Annotated in this window: 24 protein-coding genes; 18 read left to right on the top strand and 6 right to left on the bottom strand. The window is 50.9% G+C overall.

Features of this window, described 5'->3' with window-relative positions; genetic code table 11:
• Positions 1-9: 9 nt before the first annotated feature.
• From pyrG to QUD54_RS06730, 12 genes are all read left to right on the top strand, one after another.
• Positions 10-1,644, top strand: a complete 1,635-nt coding sequence (gene pyrG / locus QUD54_RS06785) for a glutamine hydrolyzing CTP synthase (RefSeq protein ID WP_286335965.1) — start codon at positions 10-12, stop codon at positions 1,642-1,644.
• Positions 1,637-3,214, top strand: coding sequence for a single-stranded-DNA-specific exonuclease RecJ (gene recJ, locus QUD54_RS06780; RefSeq protein WP_286335964.1), 1,578 nt, complete (start codon positions 1,637-1,639; stop codon positions 3,212-3,214). Before pyrG ends, recJ begins: the two co-directional genes overlap by 8 nt.
• Before the next feature lie 84 nt (positions 3,215-3,298).
• Positions 3,299-4,777: an NAD(P)/FAD-dependent oxidoreductase gene (locus QUD54_RS06775; protein ID WP_286335963.1), complete on the top strand. Its 1,479-nt coding sequence runs from the start codon at positions 3,299-3,301 to the stop codon at positions 4,775-4,777.
• A gap of 70 nt (positions 4,778-4,847) precedes the next feature.
• Positions 4,848-5,195, top strand: coding sequence for a c-type cytochrome (locus tag QUD54_RS06770; RefSeq protein WP_286335962.1), 348 nt, complete (start codon positions 4,848-4,850; stop codon positions 5,193-5,195).
• 478 nt (positions 5,196-5,673) lie between these two features.
• Positions 5,674-8,073, top strand: a complete 2,400-nt coding sequence (locus QUD54_RS06765; protein ID WP_286335961.1) for a molybdopterin-dependent oxidoreductase — start codon at positions 5,674-5,676, stop codon at positions 8,071-8,073.
• A 3-nt stretch (positions 8,074-8,076) separates the two neighbouring features.
• Positions 8,077-8,640, top strand: coding sequence for a 4Fe-4S dicluster domain-containing protein (locus QUD54_RS06760; protein ID WP_286335960.1), 564 nt, complete (start codon positions 8,077-8,079; stop codon positions 8,638-8,640).
• Between the two features lie 10 nt (positions 8,641-8,650).
• The gene (gene nrfD, locus QUD54_RS06755; RefSeq protein ID WP_286335959.1) at positions 8,651-9,832 is read left to right on the top strand and encodes an NrfD/PsrC family molybdoenzyme membrane anchor subunit; all 1,182 of its coding nucleotides are present in this window, start codon (positions 8,651-8,653) and stop codon (positions 9,830-9,832) included.
• A 52-nt stretch (positions 9,833-9,884) separates the two neighbouring features.
• Complete coding sequence (locus QUD54_RS06750) at positions 9,885-10,472, top strand: Tll0287-like domain-containing protein (protein ID WP_286335958.1); 588 nt, start codon at positions 9,885-9,887, stop codon at positions 10,470-10,472.
• 35 nt (positions 10,473-10,507) lie between these two features.
• Positions 10,508-11,668 (top strand): cytochrome b/b6 domain-containing protein, encoded by a 1,161-nt coding sequence (locus QUD54_RS06745; protein ID WP_286335957.1) that lies wholly within the window; start codon positions 10,508-10,510, stop codon positions 11,666-11,668.
• A 75-nt stretch (positions 11,669-11,743) separates the two neighbouring features.
• Positions 11,744-11,977 carry a hypothetical protein gene (locus tag QUD54_RS06740; protein ID WP_286335956.1) on the top strand — a complete coding sequence of 78 codons (234 nt, stop codon included), beginning with the start codon at positions 11,744-11,746 and terminating at the stop codon, positions 11,975-11,977.
• Entirely contained in the window at positions 11,978-12,412 is a 435-nt protein-coding gene (gene hemJ, locus QUD54_RS06735) for a protoporphyrinogen oxidase HemJ (protein ID WP_286335955.1), read from the top strand.
• A gap of 29 nt (positions 12,413-12,441) precedes the next feature.
• Positions 12,442-13,539, top strand: coding sequence for a hypothetical protein (locus QUD54_RS06730; protein WP_286335954.1), 1,098 nt, complete (start codon positions 12,442-12,444; stop codon positions 13,537-13,539).
• A gap of 6 nt (positions 13,540-13,545) precedes the next feature.
• Here the strand turns inward: QUD54_RS06730 and QUD54_RS06725 are convergent, their stop codons facing one another.
• The 3 genes from QUD54_RS06725 to QUD54_RS06715 all read right to left on the bottom strand — a co-directional run bounded on the left by QUD54_RS06725 (position 13,546) and on the right by QUD54_RS06715 (position 16,115).
• Entirely contained in the window at positions 13,546-13,749 is a 204-nt protein-coding gene (locus QUD54_RS06725; RefSeq protein WP_286335953.1) for a DUF3185 family protein, read from the bottom strand.
• Between the two features lie 178 nt (positions 13,750-13,927).
• Positions 13,928-14,911 (bottom strand): iron-sulfur cluster assembly scaffold protein, encoded by a 984-nt coding sequence (locus QUD54_RS06720; protein WP_286335952.1) that lies wholly within the window; start codon positions 14,909-14,911, stop codon positions 13,928-13,930.
• On the bottom strand, positions 14,904-16,115 hold the full coding sequence (locus QUD54_RS06715) for a NifS family cysteine desulfurase (RefSeq protein ID WP_406600588.1): 1,212 nt from the start codon (positions 16,113-16,115) through the stop codon (positions 14,904-14,906). The genes QUD54_RS06720 and QUD54_RS06715 overlap by 8 nt, the downstream gene beginning before the upstream one ends.
• A gap of 283 nt (positions 16,116-16,398) precedes the next feature.
• Here QUD54_RS06715 and QUD54_RS06710 point away from each other — a divergent pair, with 283 nt between their 5' ends.
• Positions 16,399-17,901, top strand: coding sequence for a SulP family inorganic anion transporter (locus QUD54_RS06710; protein WP_286335950.1), 1,503 nt, complete (start codon positions 16,399-16,401; stop codon positions 17,899-17,901).
• Positions 17,902-17,908: 7 nt separating this feature from the next.
• On the opposite strand, the gene QUD54_RS06705 is transcribed toward QUD54_RS06710, so the two are convergent.
• The gene (locus QUD54_RS06705; protein WP_286335949.1) at positions 17,909-18,313 is read right to left on the bottom strand and encodes a hypothetical protein; all 405 of its coding nucleotides are present in this window, start codon (positions 18,311-18,313) and stop codon (positions 17,909-17,911) included.
• A gap of 83 nt (positions 18,314-18,396) precedes the next feature.
• Between QUD54_RS06705 and QUD54_RS06700 the strand changes: the two genes are divergently transcribed.
• From QUD54_RS06700 to QUD54_RS06680, 5 genes are all read left to right on the top strand, one after another.
• The gene (locus QUD54_RS06700) at positions 18,397-19,038 is read left to right on the top strand and encodes an endonuclease III domain-containing protein (RefSeq protein ID WP_286335948.1); all 642 of its coding nucleotides are present in this window, start codon (positions 18,397-18,399) and stop codon (positions 19,036-19,038) included.
• A 2-nt stretch (positions 19,039-19,040) separates the two neighbouring features.
• Entirely contained in the window at positions 19,041-19,448 is a 408-nt protein-coding gene (locus tag QUD54_RS06695; RefSeq protein WP_286335947.1) for a hypothetical protein, read from the top strand.
• Between the two features lie 87 nt (positions 19,449-19,535).
• The gene (locus QUD54_RS06690; RefSeq protein ID WP_286335946.1) at positions 19,536-20,000 is read left to right on the top strand and encodes a heme-binding domain-containing protein; all 465 of its coding nucleotides are present in this window, start codon (positions 19,536-19,538) and stop codon (positions 19,998-20,000) included.
• Entirely contained in the window at positions 19,997-20,446 is a 450-nt protein-coding gene (locus QUD54_RS06685; RefSeq protein WP_286335945.1) for a hypothetical protein, read from the top strand. The genes QUD54_RS06690 and QUD54_RS06685 overlap by 4 nt, the downstream gene beginning before the upstream one ends.
• Before the next feature lie 2 nt (positions 20,447-20,448).
• Positions 20,449-20,808 (top strand): HIT family protein, encoded by a 360-nt coding sequence (locus QUD54_RS06680; RefSeq protein WP_286335944.1) that lies wholly within the window; start codon positions 20,449-20,451, stop codon positions 20,806-20,808.
• On the opposite strand, the gene fliI is transcribed toward QUD54_RS06680, so the two are convergent.
• Together fliI and folE are read right to left on the bottom strand one after the other, a co-directional pair.
• A complete protein-coding gene (gene fliI, locus QUD54_RS06675; RefSeq protein WP_286335943.1) occupies positions 20,801-22,099 on the bottom strand; it encodes a flagellar protein export ATPase FliI in 1,299 nt (432 codons plus the stop codon). The genes QUD54_RS06680 and fliI overlap by 8 nt on opposite strands.
• Positions 22,099-22,683 (bottom strand): GTP cyclohydrolase I FolE, encoded by a 585-nt coding sequence (gene folE, locus QUD54_RS06670; RefSeq protein WP_286335942.1) that lies wholly within the window; start codon positions 22,681-22,683, stop codon positions 22,099-22,101. Before folE ends, fliI begins: the two co-directional genes overlap by 1 nt.
• Positions 22,684-22,807: the final 124 nt, after the last annotated feature.

The raw sequence follows: 22,807 nt of genomic DNA, 5'->3' as shown, positions 1-22,807 counted from the left end.
GAGGCGTACATGACCAAATATATCTTTGTAACCGGTGGGGTTCTCAGCTCTCTTGGAAAAGGGATCACGGCAGCGAGCGTGGGAACGCTTCTGAAGCAGACGGGACTCGATGTCTCCATTCTGAAGATGGATCCATATCTGAATATGGACCCGGGCACGATGAGCCCACTTGAGCACGGCGAGGTTTTCGTCACCGCAGACGGCGCGGAGACAGACCTCGACCTGGGGCATTACGAACGCTTTTTGAACGTCGATCTGAGCAAAAAGAACAACTTCACGACCGGCCAGATCTATCATACCGTTTTGACGAAGGAGCGCAAAGGGGAGTATCTGGGCAAGACGATCCAGGTTGTCCCGCACATTGTCGGTGAAGTGAAGCAGCGCATCTTCGATGCCGGAAAAGGCAAAGACGTCTTGATCGTGGAGCTCGGCGGAACGGTCGGCGATATCGAGGGGCTGCCGTTTCTCGAGACGATCCGTCAGATCAAGCATGAACTCGGTAGTGAACGTGTCATCAACATCCACGTCACGCTCGTGCCTTACATCAAAGCGGCGGGCGAACTGAAAACGAAGCCGACCCAGCACAGTGTGCAGGAGCTCCGCCGTATCGGTATCACCCCGCATATGATCATCGCGCGCTGTGAAAAACCGCTGCCCAAAGAGCTTCGCCGCAAGATCGCGATGAGCTGCGACGTCGATATGGACAGCGTCATCGAGTGTATGGATGCGCCGACGATCTATCAGGTGCCGCTCAACTTCCTCAAAGACGGGATTATGCATCCGCTGACCAAACGTTTCCACCTGGCCGACAAAGAACCCAATATGGAAGAGTGGGACATTCTGGTCAAGCGTATCATCGCGCCGCGTGACGAGATCACGATTGCTTTCGTCGGCAAATATCTGAATCTCAAAGAGTCTTATAAATCTTTGACCGAAGCGCTGATCCATGCCGGTGCGGCACTCGATACGAAAATCAACATCCACTGGGTCGACAGTGAAGATGTCGAGGAGAAGGGGATCGAGGAGACGATCGGCGAAGTGGACGGCATTCTGGTCGCCGGCGGTTTCGGTGTTCGGGGTGTCGAAGGAAAGATAATGGCGATTCGCCATGCCAGGGAGAACAAGATTCCCTATCTCGGAATCTGTCTGGGCATGCAGCTCAGCCTTATCGAGTACGCACGCAACGTCCTCGGTATCGAAGAGGCCAACTCGGTCGAGTTCGATCCCGAAACCAAAGAGCCGGTTATCTATCTGATCGACGAATTCATCGACCAGTCCGGAGAGAAACAGGTGCGTACCCACAAAAGCCCGCTTGGTGGCACGATGCGTCTGGGTGCCTACCCATGCGAGATCAAGGAGGGGACGAAACTCTTTGAGGCTTACGGTGGCAAAAAGATCATCTACGAGCGCCACCGCCATCGCTACGAAGCGAACCCGGCTTACCGCGAGCGACTCGAAAATGCGGGCATGATCGTTTCCGGTGAATCCAACGGCCTGATCGAGGCTGTGGAAGTGAAAGAGCATCCATGGTTCCTGGGTGTGCAGTTTCATCCCGAATTCACTTCGCGCCTGCAAAATCCCAACCCTTCCATCCTCGCATTTGCCAATGCGGCATTGACGGCGAAAAACGCCGAGAATGAGTAATCTGCCGCGTTTGACAAAAGCGAAGATCGCCGCACTTCTCGCGGCGCGATTCGATGATGGCTTCAAAACCCTCAAAGAGCTCCCCAGCCCTTTCGAACTTCACGACATGGAACGTGCCGCCGAACGCATCGTGAAGGCGATCGAACGCAAAGAGCGCATCGTCGTCATTGGCGACTACGATGTCGACGGTGTCGTCTCTTCGGCACTGATGGAGGAGTTTTTCGAAATCATCGGATATCCGGTCGAAGTGATTATCCCCAACCGGTTCCGTGACGGATACGGCATTTCTCCGAAAATCCTGGAGAGGGTCGATGCGGATGTCGTGATGACTGTCGACAACGGCATCACCGCGATCGATGCGGCGGAGGTTTGCAGAAGGCGCGGTATCGATTTGATCATTACGGACCACCACACCCCTTCCGAAACGCTTCCCGATGCCTATGCCATCGTCAATCCAAAAAAAGAGGAGTGCAGTTTCGCCTATCCCGAAATCTGTGGGGCGCAGGTGGCATGGTTTCTGATCGGTGCGCTGAAACAGCGGTTGGGCCTCGATCTTAGGATGGGGAGATTTCTCGATCTGCTCGCATTGGCGATCGTCGCCGATGTGATGCCGCTGACATCGATCAACCGGCCACTCGTGAAAAAGGGGATCGAGATGCTCTCGATATCGCAGCGCCCCGCTTTCGAAGCGGTACGCGCCTATCTTGGCAAGAGCCGTTTCGGTGCAGAAGATATCGGTTATGGCATCGCTCCCCGCATCAATAGTGCAGGACGAATGGAGGATGCGTCGATCGCGCTGAGGTTTTTGAGAGCCAAAACGCTCAGCGATGCGAGCAGGGAGTGGATGGAGCTCGACAATCTCAACCAGATGCGAAGGCGAATCGAAACGGAGACGACCGAAGCAGCTTTCGCCATGGCCAATCCGTCCGATTCTGTCATCGTCGTGGCAGGGGAGGGGTGGCACGACGGTGTCGTCGGTATCGTGGCATCCCGACTGGTGGATCGTTTCAAAAAGCCGGCCATCGTCCTTTCCATAGAGAATGGTGTGGCCAAAGGAAGCGGCAGAAGTATCGGCGAGGTCGACCTTTTTTCCCTTCTCGACGATTGCAGCGGATATCTCGATGGTTTCGGAGGGCATAAAATGGCGGCCGGATTGAGGCTCGATGCCGAGAGGGTGGATGCTTTCCGTGCCGCATTGTGTAAAACGGCTTCTGCGCTCGATCCGGAACTCTTCTTTCCGAAAGAGCATCTGATGGGAGAACTCCCCATCACCGAAGTGGATTGGGAGTTGATGGAGATTCTCTCCAGATTCGAGCCTTATGGTGAGGCCAATATCAAGCCAAGATTTCTTATTAAAGATATCAGTATAATTGATGCAAGAGTGATCGGTGCAGAAAAAAATCATCTGAAACTGATTCTCGGAAGTTCGGATAGAAAGCTCCAGGCGATTCAATTTGGATACGAAAAAATGGTCGAAATCGGTCAGAAAGTCGCAGTTACGGGCTCTTTGCAGATCAATGAATTCAACAACAAACGGTCGGTTCAGATGCTCATCGATAAAATACATTGATGAAGAAATAAGATAATTTTTACCTAGTATGAATATAATATTAACATTCGTTACAAAAACAGGAGTTATGGTATGGATAAAAAAATGTTAAAACATAGCCAAGAGGTTATCGAGGAACTCATGAAAAAAGATGGCATGAGCCGGCGTGACGCTCTAAAACTGATGGGACTCGGCGGTGCGGCGACTATGATGGGAACGGCACCCACTTCCGCGAGTGCGGCGACGGCGGCGATGGCTTCCAGCGACAAGAAGGCCAAAATCGTTATCGTCGGTGGCGGAGCCGGCGGTATCATGGCGGCGGCACGTCTGAGAAAAGCGGCTCCCAATGCCGAGATCGTTCTGATCGCTCCGAACGACGTTCATCTCTACCAGCCGGGCCAGGTCTTCATGGCGGCCGGCCTCTATACGGAAGAGGATATCAAGAAGCCCAACAGCGATCTGATGCCCGATGGTGTGAAATGGGTCAAAGACGAAGTCAAAACGTTCGATCCTGACAGCAATCTGGTCGAAACGGCGAAAAACGGAAAAATAAACTACGATTTTCTCGTGGTCGCGACGGGCCTGCAGTACGATTACGAGCGTATCGAGGGAATGTCTCCCGAGCTCGTCGGCCAGAAAGGGATTTCGAGTGTCTACCTCAATGATCCGAAAGCCGGAACGGCAAAAGGGGGTACCGCAACATGGGAGTGGTTCAAGCAGGTACGCGCTGCGGCCGAAAAGAGAGATTCGGGCAACCCGCTGCAGATCATCTGTACGCAGCCGAGTACGCCGATCAAGTGTGGTGGTGCACCCCAGAAGATCCTCTATCTGTGTGACGATATGCTTCGCGGCAACAGCCCGCTCGGAGGAAAGGATATCCACGACAATGCGAAATTCACCTTTACGAAAAAGGGTGGAAAGCTTTTCGGTATCAAATCCTACAACCAGACACTTCTGAAACTCACCGTCGATTACGGCAACATCGAAGATGCATTCGGCTACGACCTGATCGGAATCGACGCAGATAAAAAGATGGCGACATACAATTACCACTATCTCGAAAAAGGGGAGTGGGACGAGGACCTCGAAGAGTTCGAGGTTATCCCGATGGTCAAAAAAGTGCAGATGAAATATGACTTTATCCATATCGTTCCTCCGATGAAAGCGGTGGACGCCGTCGCGAATTCTCCGATCGGATGGCAGAAGGGAACGGCAAAAGGATGGATGGCGGCGGACCGCTACACGCTCCAGCACATCAAATACAAAAATGTTTTCGGAATCGGAGATATTCTGGGAATTCCTCTCGGAAAAACGGGTGGATCGGCTCGTCACCATGGACCGGTTCTGCAAGACAACCTGATCGCCGTGATGGAGGGCAAAGAACCGACTGCCAAATTTGATGGATATACCGTCTGCCCTCTCAAGACACAGTATGGCAAAATCATGCTGGCGGAGTTCAACTATGACGGTCCTGCTCCCTCTTTCCCTCTCGACCCGAGCGAACCGCGATGGATTTGGTGGGCTTTCGACCTCTATATGCTCAAGCCGATGTATTGGAATCTGATGATGCGGGGCTTGATGTAAGAGAACATCATTCACGATGATTACACGATTGAACGTTAAAATGAAAAATATTTCCGAAGAAGGAGAAAAGATGCGAATCAGTAAAATAGTTGGAGCGGTTGCATGTTTGACGGCACTGAGTGCCGGCGCGATGGCAGCCGAGATGAGTAATGCACAGATCTATGCGAAATTCTGTAAAAAATGCCATGGTTCAAACGGAGAGGGAAATCCGGCAAAAAAAGGACCGGCACTCAACGACAAGGATATCAATGAACTCTTCGACGATTTGATGGATGTCGAAGAGAAAAGTTTTGAGGGCACCCAGCATGAAGCAATGGCCCATAACTTAAAAGTACTCGAAAGAAAGAAGGGTATCAAAGTCGATCCTCAGTCCATGGCAAAATATCTCTACTACTCTTTCAATCCCCACGCGAAATAACGATTTTCCCTCAACCAGCGGCAGTCCTGATGAACTGCCGCGTTTATTTTTATTTATGTTTTATGTTATGCGGTGGATACTACCGGTAGTTTTGAGAGTATCCGGACGTCGTAGCGGAATACATACCATTTACTAAAAATCATCCTCATTCGCACATTCTTGACGTGATGTTCTGATAGAGAGTGCATGCATGTACGACAAGTGGCCCGTCTTCGCGAAGATTCGCCTCGTCGCCAACGGTTTCTTTTCGAGTTTAAAGCGATGATGTTTCGTTGATATCGGTTTATTCATAAATAATTTTGAAAACTGTCATTCTTTTGATCAAGAATTCTTTTGAATAATTTTCTATATAATCAATTTTTTTGATAAAAGTTATAAGAAGAATAGTATAAGCTTATTTGTACTAAAATTTAAGTTGAGATTATAAATAAGATTAAATATATCTTATTTATTATTTAATTATTAAAAAGGAGGAGATATGGCGGTCGAAGTTTCCAGAAGACGCTTTCTGCAAGGAAGCGTCGCCATGACCGTACTGGGCGGGATGTCGATGGCGCCGAGCAACCTTTTTTCCAACGAGAAAGAGAAGGGTGAGCTCTCTATTACAACGAAGACAGGAACGGGCAAGGCTGTGCTCGTTCCGACCCTGTGCGAAATGTGTGTCAACAAATGTGCGGCGATTGCACGTGTCGAAGACGGTGTTGTCACAAAATTGAACCCCAATCCGATGTTCCCGAAGTCGCGCAATATGCTCTGTCCACGCGGGAATGCCGGTATCCAGGCACTTTATGACCCTGATAGGCTGAAGTACCCGATGATCCGTATCGGCGAAAAAGGAGAGGGAAAATTCAAACGCGTGACGTGGGATGAAGCGTACGATGCGATTTGGAATGGTACCGACAAGTTCAAAGGGATGAAGCAGATTTTGGAGGAAGAGAAGGACAACCGTTCGACATTTGTCTTCTGTGCCGGTGAAGGTATGGCGGAACATACCTTTAAAAACTTCTATACAGGTTTCGGCTCCTCCAACTGGCTCAATCATGCCTCGCTCTGTCTCAGGACCGTGGTTTCAGGCTATGGCGTCACACTGGGAACGTACCCTCAGGCGGATCTCGAGAATGCGGAGTATATCATCATGGCGGGAGCCAACCGTGCCGAAGCGATCGTTACACCCGACACGATGGATTTCTTCAAGCGGACGAAGGGACGCGGTGCCAAACTGATTTGCATCGATCCGCGATTCACCAATACTGCGGCGAAAGCGGACAAGTGGCTTCCAATCAAACCGGGTACAGACTTGGCGTTCGTTCTCGCGCTTACCTATGTCGTTTTGAACGAAGAACTCTACGACAAAGCGTATGTCGAAAAATATTTCAAATCTTTCGATGTTTACAAAAACCATATCTATGCCGAAGGATATACGCCGGAATGGGCAGAGAAGATTACGGGAATTGCCGCCAAAGATATCTATGAAATCGCACGTGACTTCATGGCGTATGCACCAAAAGCGGTCTATTATCCGGGACGGCGAAGTACCTTTGCGAAAAATGACTTCCAGCTTCGACGTGCCATGGCGATTTTCCAGGCACTCGGTGGCGGTATCGATACGAAAGGGGGACTGATTTTCGGAAAGAAACTTCCTCTCAAAGGGCATGAAACGGTCGCACCGATGTACGCACAGGCAGAGGGCGTGGATGTCGACCGTACCAAAGGCAAACCGGGATATGCCGACTGCGCCATCGTCTCCGGCGGCGGCGGATGGGTTCCTTTCAGAAACAGGGTGTTGGAGGGCAGAAGCCTCTATCCCGTCAGAGGGTTGTTCGTCTACAAACACAATCCGATGATGAATATGCCCAATACCGCGAAGACCGCCAAATTCCTCAAAGGGCTCGATCTAATCGTTACGATCGATACGATGCCGAGCGATACTGTGATGTACGCCGATGTCGTACTGCCGGAGTGCACCTATCTCGAGCGAACCGATCCTGTCAAAACGTTCGGTGGTGCCGAACCGGCGATCGCTGTGCGAAACAAAGTGATCGATCCGATGTTCGAAACCAAGCCGGTCATCGAGATTTTGAGAGGATTGACTGAAAAGATCTCCAAACCGCTCTTCGAAATTACGAAAAAGTATGATGAGGATGTGCAGGACGAGATTGCCGATAGGGGAGAAGAGGATGTCTACAAAGAGTACGACTTGACGATTCCGTTCAAGCAGAGCCAGGAAGAGTTGAACGAGCATGCGGTCTCCGGCTATCCCGGCGCCTACGAAGCGTTGAAAGAGCACGGTGTCTTCTACCCGAAAATCGAAGAGTATTTCAAGCAGGTTTCGGTCAATGAACATGTCTACTACCCGGAGGAGAAAAAAGCCTACTCCGTTCAGGGCGGTGCACCGAAAACGCCTTCAGGAAAGGTGGAGTGCAATCTCAGAAGTATAGCCAAGAAGGGTGTCGACCCGATGCCGACCTGGCGCAAAGAGTACGAATACACCGTCCCGGAAGGAAAATTCAGGATGCTGACGGGGCGTCATGCACAGTTCACGCAGAGCGGTACGGCCAACAATGCGATGCTGCACGACCTGATCCATGAAAACTACATCTGGATCAACAAACGTGTCGCGAAAAAGATGGGGATCAGGTTCGGCGATCTGATCGAAGTCTCCAGTCGTGCCGGAAAAACGCGCATCAAAGCGTATCCGACGGAGAAGATCGCACCCGATCAGGTCTTTTTCATTCACGGCTTCGGTGAAGAGTCGGAGGCTCTGACCTGGGCGTATCGCAGTGGCGGTAACGACAATGCCGTGATTGAAGATGCCGTAGAACCGGTGTATGGCGGTGCGGCAATGCATGAAACCAATGTTGAAATAAGAAAGGTGTAAGAAATGGCACGATATGGAATGGCCCTGGATTACAAAAACTGCATCAACTGCAAGGCGTGCGAAGTGGCATGCAAGGAGGAGAACGGTGTGTTGCTCGGAGCGGATAAACACCGCATCTGGGTTGGTGTCAAGGAGATCGAAGGGGAGTTTCCTCTGCTGAGCATCGCTTCCAATACATTCATGCCGAGCCAATGCCAGCATTGTGACAATGCTCCGTGTGAAGAGGTATGCCCAACGCATGCGACCTACTACGATGAAAACGGTGTTGTCCGGGTCGACAGTGATAAATGTATTCTCTGCAGCTACTGCATGAATGCCTGTCCGTACGATGCACGCTATGTCGACGACCGTACTGTTACGGTCGACAAATGTAACTTCTGCTCGGATACGCGTTTGGCTCGCGGAGAGGTAACGACGGCATGTCAGGCAACCTGTCCGACAAAAGTACGTATTTTCGGTGATCTTGACGATCCGAACAGCGAAATCAGTCAGGTTTTAAGGGAGCGAGAACATTTTACGCTCAAAACCCATCTGGGTACCAAACCCAAACTCTTCTATTTGATTTAAGGGGTGGATAATGGATTTGCAAAAAATTATTCCGTATAGAAAATTGTCTCTCAAAGAGCTGCTGGTACCTGAAAATAAATTTATGGCATTGGTCGCCATTGTGCTTACGGCGCTCTTTCTGATCGGTGTCATGATCTATCTGGTGCATGGACATCACGCCTATGGTGTTACACGTGAGCATCCATGGGGGCTTCTGATCGCGATGTATATCTTTTTCGTCGTTTCGAGTACGGGGCTCTGTATCGTCGGATCGTTCGGTGACGTTTTCGGTTTCAAAGATTATATGGCCGTCAGCAAACGTGCGATTTTCGGATCGATCATCACGATCCTTTCCGGCTTTGCCGTCATCGCGTTCGAGATCGGGCATCCGGTCAGAATGATGATCTACAATGTGATCAGTCCGGGCCTTACATCGGCCATCTGGTGGATGGGTACACTCTACGGTATCTACCTCACTTTCATGGTCATCGAGTTTGTCTTCCTGATGCGCAACGATATGAAGCGTGCGAAAATCTTTGGTTTGATCGGGCTGCTGGTCGGTCTTGCGGCACACTCCAACCTCGGAGGTGTTTTCGGTTTCCTGAATGCGCGTGTTGTCGCGAACGGTGTTTTCTATCCGACCTATTTCATTTTGACGGCGTTCATCACCGGTATCTATCTGATCTTTTTGATGTACGGATACAAATATCGCGGGCAACCGTTCCCTGAAGATGTAGCGAAAGCTTTGACGAATTTCGCTAAAATACAGGGGTTGCTACTCGCAATTTTGATGTTTTTCGAAACATGGAAAATGTTGACTGGAGTCTATGGTGGAATGCCTGAGCGTGCCGATACCATCATGCATATTCTGCATACCAAATCGTTCTGGCTCGGAGAGGTTCTGTGTGGTATGGTGATACCTTTTCTGGTCATTCTCAAGAGCAAGGGTACGGCGATCAAAAGCATGGTCTGGGCATCGTTCATCGGAATGATCGGGATCTTCTATATGCGTTACGACCTGGTGCACGATGCGCAGCTCTTTCCGATGCAGACGCTGAAAATCAGAGAGTATCAACTGCCGCCCTCCTTTGTCGACTATTTTCCGTCATTGACCGAGATGATGATCGGATTCGGAGGGATCGGTCTGTGTCTGATTCTCTATTTCCTGGGCACGAAACTTTTCGATCTGGACAGCATGCCGGAACACCATTAATGAATATCGCCGATCGGCTCCTGTTGGGGTGGGTCGGCCTGAAGGAGTAGGAATGAGAGGATTATTACGGCTGTTGCTTTTTTCGGTGTTGATTGTCGGTATCGCCGGCGCGACGGAGTATTCGCTGAAGGATGTCGAGAAGATTGGCGGGAAAATTGTCAAAGAGATCAAAAAGACGATGAAACGCAAATTGAAAAAGGCTAAAAAGAGCGGCGGGCTCGAAGCGATGGCCGAATATTGTGCCGAAAACTCTTTTAAAGATATTGAAGCCATTGGGGAAAAATATGGAATCGATCTGCATGTCAAACGCATCAGTTTTGGCAACAGAAATCCGAAAAATGCGCCGAAAAAGGATGAAGAGATGATGCTCAAGGCATTGGATATGATGGCGAAAGCCGGAGCGTTCATGCCGAAAACTGTCGTGCAAGCGAAAGAGGACGGGAGTTTCAAACTTTATGCTCCTTTGATAATGAATAGCCGAGCCTGTAAAAAGTGCCATGGCGACAAAGCGGCGATTGATCCCAAAATTGTAAACTATTTCGCAAAAAAATATCCGCAAGACAGAGGGTACGGGTTTCATTCCGGCGATTTGCGCGGAGCGATCGTCGTGGAGTTCCCCGCACCGGAGGATTTGGAATAATCTACACAATCTGCCAGATCGGCGAGGGAGGGTGATTGAAACGAAAGATTTATGTCTGGCCGCTATGTATCCGTACATTTCACTGGCTCTATGCCCTCTCTTTCTTTGCCGCATTCGTGTTGGTCTGGTTCGAAAACCTCTTGACACTGCATGTGGCATTCGGCATGGTCTTTCTACTTCTGGCACTTTTCCGGCTCTCCTGGGGCATCATAGGTCCACTCTATTCCAACTTCCGCTGTTTCGATTTCCAAGGCGATCATCTCGTCAACTACATACTCCATCTTTTCGGCCAGAAGGAGAAGACACCCGGACACAATCCTGCCTCGAGCTGGGGTGCGATGGTGATGCTGGTATTGGGGTTTCTTCTCGGTATGACCGGACTTCTGCTCTATGGGATTCAGGAAGGGCGAGGCATCGTATCGTTTCTGAACCCCTACTTTTTCGGTTATATGGATCAGATTGGCCTGATCCATACCTTTTCGGCTTACCTTCTGCTCGCGGTCGTGATGATTCATATCGGGGGTGTGGTCTTCGAGCAACTCTATCACCATACGGGGATCATCTGGTCGATGTTCACGGGATACAAGTACGATACCGAGGGAATCGATGTCCATCTCGACTGGAAACAGAATTTTTTTGCCGCCTTTTTTCTTTTCGGCTCGGTATGGATCTACTACTATATCGTTCATACCCCTGACAATGCATTGGTGAAAAGCCGCTTTGCGGATATCGATTATGAAAAGGCGCAACCTGTACTGGCGCTGGAGTGCGGGGATTGCCATATCGTCTTTCCTGCCTACCTTCTTCCGGAAAAGTCATGGAAAATCATTATGGATACACCGGAGGATCACTATGGAGAGGAACTCGATCTCGATACCGAAGATGCCGAAACGATCCGTGCCTATCTTCTTCGGCACAGTGCCGAACGCTCCACACGGGAAGCGGCCGTCAAGGTTCTCGCCTCGGTAAAAGGCAGAGAAAACGTACTTTCGATCGTACGGACACCCTATTGGAGAAAGCGGCACAAAGAGATTCCCACAAAAGTTTTCAAATCGAAAGCGGTCGATTCGAAGTACAGCTGTGACGCATGCCATCCGGATATTCTCAAAGGCCGTATCGAAGACGATGCCATCCGGCTGCCGGATGTTCCCTTCAAAGATGCGCTCAAAATGCACATCTATCCTAAATGGCGGTAGAGTACTTTAATCGATTCAAGAGAAACTAACGCGCTAAATGCTACCGTATAAAAAATCATTGACCAAGGGATGTGAATGAAGCGGTTGAAAAGAGAGCTTGTTGTCTTTTTTGGGCTGTTTGTACTTCTCGCGCTCGGGATGCACTTCAAGGAGTGGATGGACCATCCGGTTGCGCACCTGAGCGCGTTGTCGGGAAGCCCTCTGGGAGTGCTGCATCCGATCTATATCACGGCCGGTGTCTATTTGCTTCTGCTGATGATCCGTCTGTTTGTCGGGCTTCTCGGGAAGATATTGGAAAGGGAAAAGTAGATGGAATACTATACATGGATATTGGCATTTCACGTGATGAGTTTCATCAGCTGGATGGCGATGCTCTTTTATCAGCCGCGGCTCTATGTCTACCACCGGGAGCATGCCGACAACGGAGGCTTTATCGAAGTGGTGAAGATCCAGGAGAACAAGCTCTACCACTTTATCGGCGTTCCGGCGATGTGGGCGACGATTGTTAGCGGAAGCGCGATGATCGCACTGGCACCGGAGCTTTTTCAAACCGGGATGTGGCTGCATGTGAAGTTGACGGCGGCGCTGCTGCTGGTGGCCTACCACTTTTCGCTCGGTTGGCTCAAAAAGCGTCTGCATGAAGGCACATGCACCAAAAGCGGAAAATTTTTCCGTGCCTACAACGAGGTCCCGACCATACTGATGATCGTTATCGTCATCATGGTGGTGGTCAAACCGATATGAACCGGGTGGCGCGCATAAACCAAAAAGCTATGGAGCGGGGGATTATCGGATCCCATCTGAGATTCGTCGAAAAAAGCGGCGTTCCGATGGCACTTTTGTGTTTGGCGCCGGCCCTGCCTGAACTCTCGGATGAGAGGGTCGAAAGTCTCGTTATGATACTCCAGGAGCAGACGGACTTTGCACCGCTTATGCTTTGTGACGAAGGAACGCTGTTGACGTTCATCAAAGATATGCAGCTGCACCGGTGTGTGCAGATGGTAAAGAATCTGCAGGAGATGCTGAAAAAAGAGCTCGATGTCGGGATCGCCTACGGCGCGTTGACGATGATCGACAAGCAGGACGATTATGACGCGTTGATCGCACGTCTTCGGCGTTATCTCTCCCGGGCCGAAGCGATCGGCAATGGCAAGATATGCTATGGAACGGCGAAATATGATTTTTGCACCGAAGGAGGGGAAGAGGAGATATTTGCCAACTTTTTCGACGAGTATGACGCCATAACCCTCTACAACTTCTACAATGGCATGCCGCTCAGCGAAGAGGTGAAGGTGCTCTCTTATCAAAACGGGGTGCTTCGAATCAAAACGTCGCTTGCCAGGGCCGCTTTTTTGAAGAGTGAACCCTTTACCTTTCTAAAACATCCGCTGCTGCCCGATACGATCAAAGCCGATATCGTCAATGCCGTTCCCAATCGTGCGGAGGTCGTGCTGACCAATTTGAGATTTATCGATAAATCGCCTGTGGACCGCGAAAACATCCGCGTGACGCCCGATGAGCGGATCGAGGTCTCGATCGAGTGCGCCAACGGGGAGGAGCTTATCGGAACCGTCCACTCTCTGGCGGTCAACTCCGTCGCGGTCAAGCTGGAGGATGAGAATCTGGCAAAGCTATGTTTTGAGGAGGAGAACCGGCATGTCGTTCTGTCGTTCGATCTACCCGAACGCGAAAAACGAAAAACGCATATCCGTATTTCGGCGCTCCTTCGGGCGAAAAAAGATGGCCAGCTCATCTTTTCGATCTATCCCAACCACTTTTTCAAACAGAAGATCGAGAGCTACATCGCCTTGCAGCAGACCCGTCTCATCACGATCATGCAGAAGATGGTACTCAACTTTTATCAGGGGTGAAACGGTTTACCTGTATTCATCCATCGACAGGTAGCCCCCTACCAGCAGAACAGCTATGGCAAGCATGTTGATGTAGAGAATATGTCGTGTCCCGTTGTCCTTTTGAAAAAGACCGGCAACGGGTTCGCTGACAAGCTGCGACTCGTGATAGCCCCAGTAGAAAAGCGCCATGCTGGCGAATAGCAAAAAAATTCCTATATTCTTTTTCATTGTTTGGTCTCTCCTCTCTTCACGGAGACAAGTGTCCACGAAGCAATTCCTTTCACTGAAATTTCGCCTGAAGGCGAGATTTGTGATGTCGGTAAAAAGCGTGGGTATTCCATCTGGAGTATTATAGTGGAAAAAGAGGGGCCGAAGGCGGAGAAAAACTCCACCTTCGGAAGGTTTGTTAGATCGGCAGAACGCGAATGTTCGGGTCGAGTTTCTCTTTCAGGACCGACTCGATCGCATAGAGGGTGCCCGTTGTCGAACTGGCACATCCGGAACATGCACCCAGATAGCGGATGTAGACATCGGTGTACTGGCCGTTTTGTTTGACGTCCAGAACTTCCATGTTTCCGCCGTCCATGATGAGGTACTGGCGGACACTCTCGTCGATGACGCTGTCGATCGCTTTGATCTTTTGAACGAGCGTCATATCGTTAAATGAGATCTCTTCGCCGCTGGCCTGTTTGTCGGCTGTCGCTTTGAGCTTCTCTTCTTCCATCTCTTTGCGGGTCTCGGCCAGAATGTCGACGAGGTAGTATTCGCGCTCTTCGTGGCCGCCCGGTTTGATACAGCTTTTACAAAATGCACCCGCTTTGGTATAGTCGGTGATCTCTTCGACGGTTTTGAGGTCGTTGAGTCTGATCACTTCTTTGAGTGTCTGCAGGCTGACGCGTGCACATTCGCAGACGATGATTTCGTCTTCGAAACTCTCCATGTCGACACCCTTGTAGAGTGACGCCGCTTTTTTGATGACGTCGTACGCCATAACCGAACAGTGCATCTTCTGCGGTGGAACGGCCGGTGTTTCAGGTGTGTCGCGCATCGCTTTCTCGACGTCGATGTTGGTGATCTTCACCGCTTCGTCGACTGTCTTGCCCTTGCAGAGCTCGACCATCGTGTCGGAACTCGCGATCGCGGTACCGCAACCGAAACTCTTGAATTTCGCCTCGAGGATTTTGTCGGTTTTCGGGTCGACGATCCAGTAGAGGCGTACGGCATCGCCGCAGCTTTCTGCTCCGAAGTCGGCGACGATCAGTTCGCCGCCGAGACGCTTGGCATCCTCTTCGGTCAGTTCCCCCTGGTTTTTGGGGTTGTTCATCAAATCCTGTACTTTTTGGCTGTACTCTTCCCAGATGCTACCGCCTATCAAATCTTGCTTAGCCATGTGTCGCTCCTTCTCCTTGCTTATCTTTCATGCTTTCGGGCATATAGGCGTACGAACTCGAAATCGATCGAAGTCGTTCGACCGCCTTTTTGAATTGTTCTATCGTATAGTCTACCTCGTCTTCCGTCGTAAATCGGCTGAGACTCAGACGGACGGCGGTATGGGCCAGCTCACTGTCGGCGCCTACGGCCGTCATGATCGGGTTCGCCTCCAGGTCTTCGCTCGCACACGCGCTTCCGGTGCTCGCCGCGATACCGGCACGGTTGAGGTCCCAAAGCATCGCTTCGCCCTCGACGCCGCGAACGGAGACGAGAATCGTATTCGGTGTTCGGTTTTCACGCGGCCCGACACTGTAGATGTCCGGAAGCTCCAGAATCGCATCCTCGAGTTTGTCGCGCAGTCGGCGGACATTTTCCTCTTCAAATTTGAGGTAGTAGGTCGCAAGCTCCATCGCTTTTCCCATGCCGACGATTCCCGGAACGTTGAGCGTTCCAGAGCGGCGTCCGCCCATATGTTCTCCCCCATGCAGCAGCGATGTCAGCGGATGCCCGTTTCGGATGTAGAGGCCGCCGACTCCTTTAGGTCCGTGAAATTTGTGGGCCGAAAAGCTCATGAAGTCAACGCCCGCTTTGATGACGTCGACGGGAATCTTTCCAACTGCCTGCACACCGTCCGTGTGGAACAGGACACCTTTTTCTTTGCAGACCTCGGCAATCTGCTCGATCGGAAAGATCGCTCCCGTTTCGTTGTTCGCCCACATGATGGACACGAGTGCCGTTTTGTCGGTAATGAAGTCACGAACCGTATGCGCTTCGACGATACCGTCCTGATTGACCGGCAGATAGGTTACATGCACACCCTGCTCTTCGAGCCATCGGCAGACCGCAGTGATGGAAGGGTGCTCGACTTCCGTCGTGATGATGTGATCTTTTTCGCCATTTTTGATCAGGTCGAAATAGATGCCTTTGAGGACCCAGTTGTTCGACTCGGTTGCACAGGAGGTGACGACGATGTCATCCTCGTCGCGTGCGCCGAGTGCCTCGTACATATGATCCATCGCTTTTCGCAATGCCGGATGGCACGCGGTTCCGAAATCGTGCAGCGAGTTCGGGTTGCCATAGATCTCCGTAAAGTAGGGATCCATCGCAGCTTTGACTTCGGGATCGACCATTGTGGTCGCATTGTTGTCGAGATAGACTTTCATCATAATAAAAACTCCTAAATTCTAATTAGGACAATTTTTGTCTTAATTAACTTACTGCATGATAAATCAAGTTTGTTTAAGATTTGCTGAATTATAAAGTATAATGATTCCGGAGCCTTTGGAGAGGTATAATTATACATTAATCAGCTTAAGCCTTTTTAAGAGCATTTAGCCTATAATCGCGCCTATTTTAGCCACAAGTCGCAAGCACGGCACCGGCATACCCCAGGTCGCAAGAATCTTTCGGAAAAAGTTGCGGCTGACGACTCATTAAAGGTTTTCCATGTTCGCACAACTACTCAAAGCCTATTCGGGCCACAGTGTCAAAAACGACGTTCTTTCGGGTGCTGTCGTTGCGATTGCGCTGGTTCCCGAAGCGATCGCTTTTTCGCTGATTGCAGGCGTATCTCCGCTTGTCGGGCTCTATACGGCCTTTTTGTTGGGACTCATTACCGCGCTTGTTGGCGGAAAACCGGGGATGATCAGCGGTGCGACAGGTAGTGTCGCCGTCGTTATGGTCGCACTGGTGGCGTCACACGGCGTGGAGTACCTTTTTTTCGCGACGATTCTGACGGGGCTTATCCAGGTGGCGTTCGGGCTGATGAAGCTGGCCAAATTTATCCGGCTCGTACCGCAGCCGGCGATTCTCGGGTTCGTCAATGGCCTGGCGATCGTCATTGCATTGGCGCAGCTGCCGATGTTCGAAGGGGAAGGGCCGGTGATGTATATCCTCGTCTTCGCGACGATGGCGACGATGGTTTTCTTGCCCAAAATCACGAAAGCGGTCCCGGCGGGTTTGGTGGCGATCATCGTCTTGAGCCTCATCACCGTTATCTTCGACCTCGATACCAAACGTGTGGCCGACCTTGGAAGCATTGCAGGGGACCTTCCGAGTTTTCACTGGCCGGAGGTTCCGCTCGGTTTCGAAACCTTCAAGATTGTGCTCCCCTATGCGGCGGTCATGGCGGCTGTCGGCCTGATCGAGTCGCTGTTGACCCTTTCGGTACTTGATGAGATGAGCGGTGAGAAAGGCAACGCGAACAAAGAGGCAGTGGCACTTGGTGCAGGCAACGCAACCTGCGGTCTCTTCGGCGGTATGGCGGGCTGTGCGATGATCGGACAGAGTATCATCAACTTCACTTCCGGCGGACGTGGGCGCCTTTCCGGGGTGACGGCGGCGGTTTTACTCATTCTCTTTGTCGTGGCGCTGAGCGATTATATCGGGCAGATTCCGATCGCCGTACTCGTAGGGATCATGTTTATGGTGAGTGTGGAGACCTTCGAGTGGGCGAGTATCGACCGGTTGCGCCGGATGCCGAAAACCGACGCTTTTATTCTCGCCACCGTCACGATCGTCACGATCTTCACCGATCTGGCGATGGCCGTCATCATCGGTGTCATCATTTCGGCGCTCGTCTTTGCATGGCAGCATGCGCGTGTCTATACGCGTACCTATGTCGAGGGACGGCGCAAAATCTACGAATTCGACGGTCCGCTCTTTTTCGGTTCGGTTCAGGGTTTTTTGGATCAGTTCGATGTAGCAAACGATCCCGATGAAGTGGTGATGGATTTCAAGCGCGCCCGCGTCATGGACTCAAGTGGTGTCGAGGCGATCGACAAGATTACACGCCGCTACGAGGAAGCAGGCAAGAAGCTTACGATCCGCCATCTGAGTGACGATTGCAAGAAGCTGCTCAAGCGTGCGGGCAAATACTGTACCTATGAAGAGGACGACCCGACCTACAAGGTCGCGGTCAACCATGAAGAGTATCAAAAGGTGTACTGAGATTTTCTCAGTGGCCGTGTTCACTCTCTTTTTTCAGTTCCTTCTCGATTGCATTTTCGAGATCTTCGAGAAGGTCCGCCGCTTCGCTTTCAACATTCTGTCCGCTGCTGTATTCGATCGTGTAGCCTTCGGCACCGAGACTGATCTCCGCAGCGATGTTTTTGGTTTCACTGAAATACTTTTCGGCGATGATTTTGCGTTCACCCAGCGGTGTCGTCATCCAACCGATACTTTTGGCCGCTTTGACGATGGCATTTTTGAGTTTTTCCGCATCGACACGGTGCTCCAACCGCTTTTCGATCATCATTTCCGTTCCGCTTCCCGATATGGCCGTACCTTCAAGGTTTTTCTGTGCACACCCCGTAAAGAGCAGACTCCCGACTGCCAGAACCAGTACCGTTTTTTTTACCATAATATTCCCTTTTCGATAGAAATCTCTCCCCGTTTGCTCCAATGTTACAAGAATATTTATTAAAGCTGAATTATAATGCGTTTATGAATAAGATAAATTTTGCTAAAGCGGTAAAGCTTCTCGAGGAAGCCTATGAAGATTGGGATGCCCCCGCCAAACGGTTCGAGAGAGGATACAGACGAACGCCCTATACGATCATGATCTCTGTTGTTCTCAGTTTTCGGACCAAAGACGAGGTGACGCTGGCTGCGGACAAGAAGCTCTTCGCGCTGGCCGACACGCCTGAAAAGATGGTGAAATTGAGCCGGCAAGAGATCGAAAAAGTGATCTATCCTGTCGGGTTCTATCGTAAAAAGGCCCAGACGATTCTGGATATTTCGCATACCGTTTTGGAACGATTCAAAGGAGAGGTACCCCGAAGCGAGGCGGAACTGCTGGGAATCAAGGGAATCGGCCCGAAGGCTGCCAACATCATCCTCGAATCGGCTTTCGGAGTGGAAACCGTGGCGGTGGACATCCATGTTCACCGCATTCTGAACCGGTGGGGGTTCGTCAGCACGAAAACACCGGAAGAGAGTCTCAAAATACTCAAAGAAAAACTCACTCCGGCTGAACAGAAGGGGTTGAATAAGCTGCTTGTGAGTTTCGGGCAGGTACTATGCAGACCAGTAAAACCGATCTGCAGCGAATGTCCGGTTGTGCAGCTATGTGAAAGGAAGTTATAGCGATGTTTGTTTTCAAAGCCCCGGGGATATGCCCCCGGTGTAAAGGGAAAGGGAGCGGCGTTAAAAAAGAGACGATGGCCGTTCATGTGAAGGATCTTTCAAAACTCGATGACGCGGAGTACTTCTTCTGTAGAACGCCCGAGTGTGAAGTGGTCTATTTCAGTCTTGAAAATGAGTTTCTACACGACGAGATGATACGTGAAATCGGAGTCAAAAGCTACAGTTCCGAAGATGCCTGTATCTGTTACTGTTTCGGCTATACGAAAGGCAATATCACGCCCGACTCGTTCGAGGCACGCAATGCAAAGACGAAAACCGCCGGATGCAACTGTTCGCTTCGCAATCCACAGGGTAAATGCTGTACACAGGACTTCAAGGTATTCACGGAGCGGAAATTTAGGTCTAACTAAAAGTTGGAGACAAATTTTAATTTTGTTCACAAAATTTTATGGTTTTCATTACAATAGCACCTATAAAAAGAGATAAAAGGGAGAGAAATGTCTGCAGGAAAAATGCTCGGACTGATATTTTTGATCGGATTTTCCATGATTCAGCTGATTCCGGTCGAACGAAGCAATCCGAAAAGCGATCCGGCATTGGAAATCAAAGCCCCGACCGAAGTCAAGGAAATTTTCGAACGGTCGTGCTACGATTGCCACTCCAACAAAACCCGCTGGCCCTGGTACAGCAACATCGCACCGATGAAATGGTTCATCGCACGTGATGTAAGAGTGGGGCGGCAGTGGCTCAACTTCAGTGAGTGGGAGAGCTACGACGAAGCGAAGAAAAAGAAGTTGAAAGAGATGATCTTCACAGCTATCGGTCTCGCGATGCCCCTGGGTATGTATGTGCAGGCACATCCTCAGGCAAAACTTTCACCCGAAGATCGGGAAAAAATACGTGAATGGACCGGTATCAAACCAGAAGATATCATGAACAACCCGAAAAGGCGGCTCTATTGATTAAAGCGGTTTTGTATGTCCATATCCTCTCTGCGACGGCATGGGTTGGCGGCTCGCTGCTGCTCTTTGCGCTCGGTATCCTGCTGAGGGACAAGCAGGCACAGAAAAACGTATATGCCCATCTTGGCCCTATCTACGGTTATTTCGAAACCTTTTGGCTCGTGCTGCTCTGGGCAACGGGGCTGACGATGTTTTTTCATTTCGGTATCGATGACGTAATGTCCCATGCTTCCGATTCGGACCTGGCCAGGCTGATGGGTGTGAAACTGATGATCGTCGGCGTCTTGACGTGTCTGACGATCATCCATATGGCGATTGCCTTCAAAACGCATAATGTCGAGCGGACAACACTCCAGAACATCGTTTCGCGCGGCAGTTCGATGTTGATCTTTCTGCTCAATCTCGTCATTGTCTGGTATGCCATCGGCATCAGGGATTTGCTTTGATCATGATCTATGAAGATGCCGATATCTATCTTGAATGGGAAGAGAGCGAGATTCCGTGGATCAAGATTTTTACGAAAGAGCCCTACAAAGAGCTGACCGACGTGCCCGCGCCATTGCGTGCAAAGCTGTGGAACATCTACGAGGTGGTCGAAAAAGAGATGATCGACTATTTCAATCCAAGCAAGATCAATATGGCTTCGTTTGGAAACTACGTGCCCCGGGTCCACATTCACGTGATGGCACGGTTTGAAAACGACAGCTATTTCCCGGAGCCGATGTGGGGTAAAAAGCAAAGGGCGGGAACACTCGAACTTCCCGATTTCGCACCTTTCGAGAAACGGCTGAGGGAACGCCTCAGCTGACGACTTCTTTCAGCATTTCGACGGTTTGATCGAAAGGCAGTACCTCCTGTGCACTCTGACGCAGAAAATCCTCCATCCGTTCCTTTTTCGCCAGCGCTTCGTCGAGCTGCGGATCGGTGCCGCGTTGATAGGCGCCGATGCGGACAAGCATCTCGTTTTCTTTGAGCAGTGCCAGTAGATGCCGAAATTTTCTGGCGGCTGCAAGGTGCTCCGGCGTCGTGACGTCGTCGATGACCCGTGAAGCTGAGGAGAGGATGTCGACCGGCGGATAGATACCTCTGTCGGTCAGTTCACGGCTGAGTACAATATGGCCGTCGAGAATACTGCGGCTCTGATCGGCGATTGGATCGCTGAGGTCGTCTCCTTCGACGAGTACTGTAAAAAAGGCGGTGATGGAACCCTGGCCATCCTCTTTTCCAGCCCTCTCCATCAGCTGGGGCAGCAGTGTCAAAGATGAGGGCGGATACCCTTTGGAGGTAGGCGGTTCGCCGAGCGCGAGACCGATTTCACGCTGCGCCATCGCGAAACGGGTAACCGAGTCCATCATGAAAAGAACGTCATGGCCTTTGCGCTTGAAGTATTCCGCGACACTCATCGCGCTGAAGGCGCCATATTTGCGCATCAGTGCGCTGTCATCGCTCGTCGCGACGACGATGACGGTGTTGGTCAGGTCGTTGCCCAAGTTTTTGGCGATGAATTCGGGCACTTCCCTTCCCCGTTCCCCGATGAGCGCCACCACTTTGATTGTCGCTTCACTCCCTTTGACGATCATTCCCATCAGCGTCGACTTTCCGACCCCGCTGCCGGCGAAAATCCCGACTTTCTGTCCTTTCCCGCTGGTTAGCAGCCCGTCGATACTTTTGATACCGACACTGAAGTGCTCGTCGATGAGTCCGCGTTTCATCGCATCCATCGGTGACTTCATGATCGGCTCATAATCGTCGAGATGGATCGCTCCTTTTCCGTCGATCGGATTCATGAACGGGTCGACGACGCGGCCTAGAAGCTTCTCGCCGACCGGGATATCGAGGCTTCTTCGGTTCAAAAGGACGCGATCGCCCACTTTCATGCCCTCGATGAAACCGAACGGAGTGATCGTAAAACTCTCTGCTCCCAGGGAGGTCACCATCCCAAGGCGCCGTTCGTCGCCGGCGAGTATCGTAACGCTCTGCCCGATACTCACTTTCAGTCCCGTCGCGACGATGGCATTGGCGTTGATACTCTGAATCATCCCGTATGCAGGGGAGAGCGCCGTGCTCTTGATGCGCTTTCGAAGTGATTTGAGTGGCATCAGTAGCGTGGGCGAAGGGGTGCGTTGACCATGCTCATAAACTCTTCGCGCGTCTTGGCATCGCGTTTGAAGAGTCCCCTCAGTGCCGAGCTTACCGTTGTGGAGTTGATCTTCTCCACACCGCGCATCTCCATGCACATATGGCGCGCTTCGACGACGACGCCGACCCCTTTGGGCTGGATCGTCTCCAAAATCGCATCCGCGATCTGCTCGGTCATCTGTTCTTGAATCTGCAACCGGCGTGCAAAGATATTGACCATGCGCGGGATTTTGCTGAGTCCTACCACTTTCCCGTCTGGAATGTAGGCCACATGTACCCGTCCGATGATTGGAAGCATATGGTGTTCACACATGGAATAGAACTCGATGTCGCGAACCAGAACCATTTCGTCGTTGCTGCTCTCGAACAAAGCGTCGTTCAGCACTTTTTTGGGATCCATCCGATACCCTTCGCACAGATGGTCGAAGGCTTTGTAGACACGGTGCGGTGTTTTGACGAGCCCTTCGCGGCTCGGGTCTTCTCCGATCAGTTCCAGGATCGTTTTGACCGCTTCTTCAAATTTTTTCGCTTTTTCACTTGACATACGCTACTCGCTTTTTTGCTTTAAGTATATCGATTTTTGGGTAAAAAAACAGCTCTATTTATGATTGTAGACTTATGAAGCCACTTTTGGGTAAAATAATGCATTAATTTTTTCGAAGGAATGT

Source organism: Hydrogenimonas cancrithermarum, assembly GCF_030296055.1.
GTDB lineage: Bacteria > Campylobacterota > Campylobacteria > Campylobacterales > Hydrogenimonadaceae > Hydrogenimonas > Hydrogenimonas cancrithermarum.
The sequence above is the reverse complement of the archived record's forward strand: the minus strand, read 5'-3'. Positions and strand labels throughout refer to the sequence as shown.

Coding starts and splice junctions, on each gene's coding strand:
- QUD54_RS06695 (WP_286335947.1), top strand. CDS start 19,041: ATGTTTGTTTTCAAAGCCCCGGGGATATGCCCCCGGTGTAAAGGGAAA.
- QUD54_RS06765 (WP_286335961.1), top strand. CDS start 5,674: ATGGCGGTCGAAGTTTCCAGAAGACGCTTTCTGCAAGGAAGCGTCGCC.
- QUD54_RS06730 (WP_286335954.1), top strand. CDS start 12,442: ATGGAGCGGGGGATTATCGGATCCCATCTGAGATTCGTCGAAAAAAGC.
- fliI (WP_286335943.1), bottom strand. CDS start 22,099: ATGCCACTCAAATCACTTCGAAAGCGCATCAAGAGCACGGCGCTCTCC.
- QUD54_RS06770 (WP_286335962.1), top strand. CDS start 4,848: ATGCGAATCAGTAAAATAGTTGGAGCGGTTGCATGTTTGACGGCACTG.
- QUD54_RS06775 (WP_286335963.1), top strand. CDS start 3,299: ATGTTAAAACATAGCCAAGAGGTTATCGAGGAACTCATGAAAAAAGAT.
- QUD54_RS06750 (WP_286335958.1), top strand. CDS start 9,885: ATGAGAGGATTATTACGGCTGTTGCTTTTTTCGGTGTTGATTGTCGGT.
- recJ (WP_286335964.1), top strand. CDS start 1,637: ATGAGTAATCTGCCGCGTTTGACAAAAGCGAAGATCGCCGCACTTCTC.
- nrfD (WP_286335959.1), top strand. CDS start 8,651: ATGGATTTGCAAAAAATTATTCCGTATAGAAAATTGTCTCTCAAAGAG.
- QUD54_RS06725 (WP_286335953.1), bottom strand. CDS start 13,749: ATGAAAAAGAATATAGGAATTTTTTTGCTATTCGCCAGCATGGCGCTT.
- QUD54_RS06700 (WP_286335948.1), top strand. CDS start 18,397: ATGAATAAGATAAATTTTGCTAAAGCGGTAAAGCTTCTCGAGGAAGCC.
- QUD54_RS06740 (WP_286335956.1), top strand. CDS start 11,744: ATGAAGCGGTTGAAAAGAGAGCTTGTTGTCTTTTTTGGGCTGTTTGTA.
- hemJ (WP_286335955.1), top strand. CDS start 11,978: ATGGAATACTATACATGGATATTGGCATTTCACGTGATGAGTTTCATC.
- pyrG (WP_286335965.1), top strand. CDS start 10: ATGACCAAATATATCTTTGTAACCGGTGGGGTTCTCAGCTCTCTTGGA.
- QUD54_RS06705 (WP_286335949.1), bottom strand. CDS start 18,313: ATGGTAAAAAAAACGGTACTGGTTCTGGCAGTCGGGAGTCTGCTCTTT.
- QUD54_RS06760 (WP_286335960.1), top strand. CDS start 8,077: ATGGCACGATATGGAATGGCCCTGGATTACAAAAACTGCATCAACTGC.
- QUD54_RS06690 (WP_286335946.1), top strand. CDS start 19,536: ATGTCTGCAGGAAAAATGCTCGGACTGATATTTTTGATCGGATTTTCC.
- QUD54_RS06710 (WP_286335950.1), top strand. CDS start 16,399: ATGTTCGCACAACTACTCAAAGCCTATTCGGGCCACAGTGTCAAAAAC.
- QUD54_RS06715 (WP_406600588.1), bottom strand. CDS start 16,115: ATGAAAGTCTATCTCGACAACAATGCGACCACAATGGTCGATCCCGAA.
- QUD54_RS06720 (WP_286335952.1), bottom strand. CDS start 14,911: ATGGCTAAGCAAGATTTGATAGGCGGTAGCATCTGGGAAGAGTACAGC.
- folE (WP_286335942.1), bottom strand. CDS start 22,683: ATGTCAAGTGAAAAAGCGAAAAAATTTGAAGAAGCGGTCAAAACGATC.
- QUD54_RS06680 (WP_286335944.1), top strand. CDS start 20,449: ATGATCTATGAAGATGCCGATATCTATCTTGAATGGGAAGAGAGCGAG.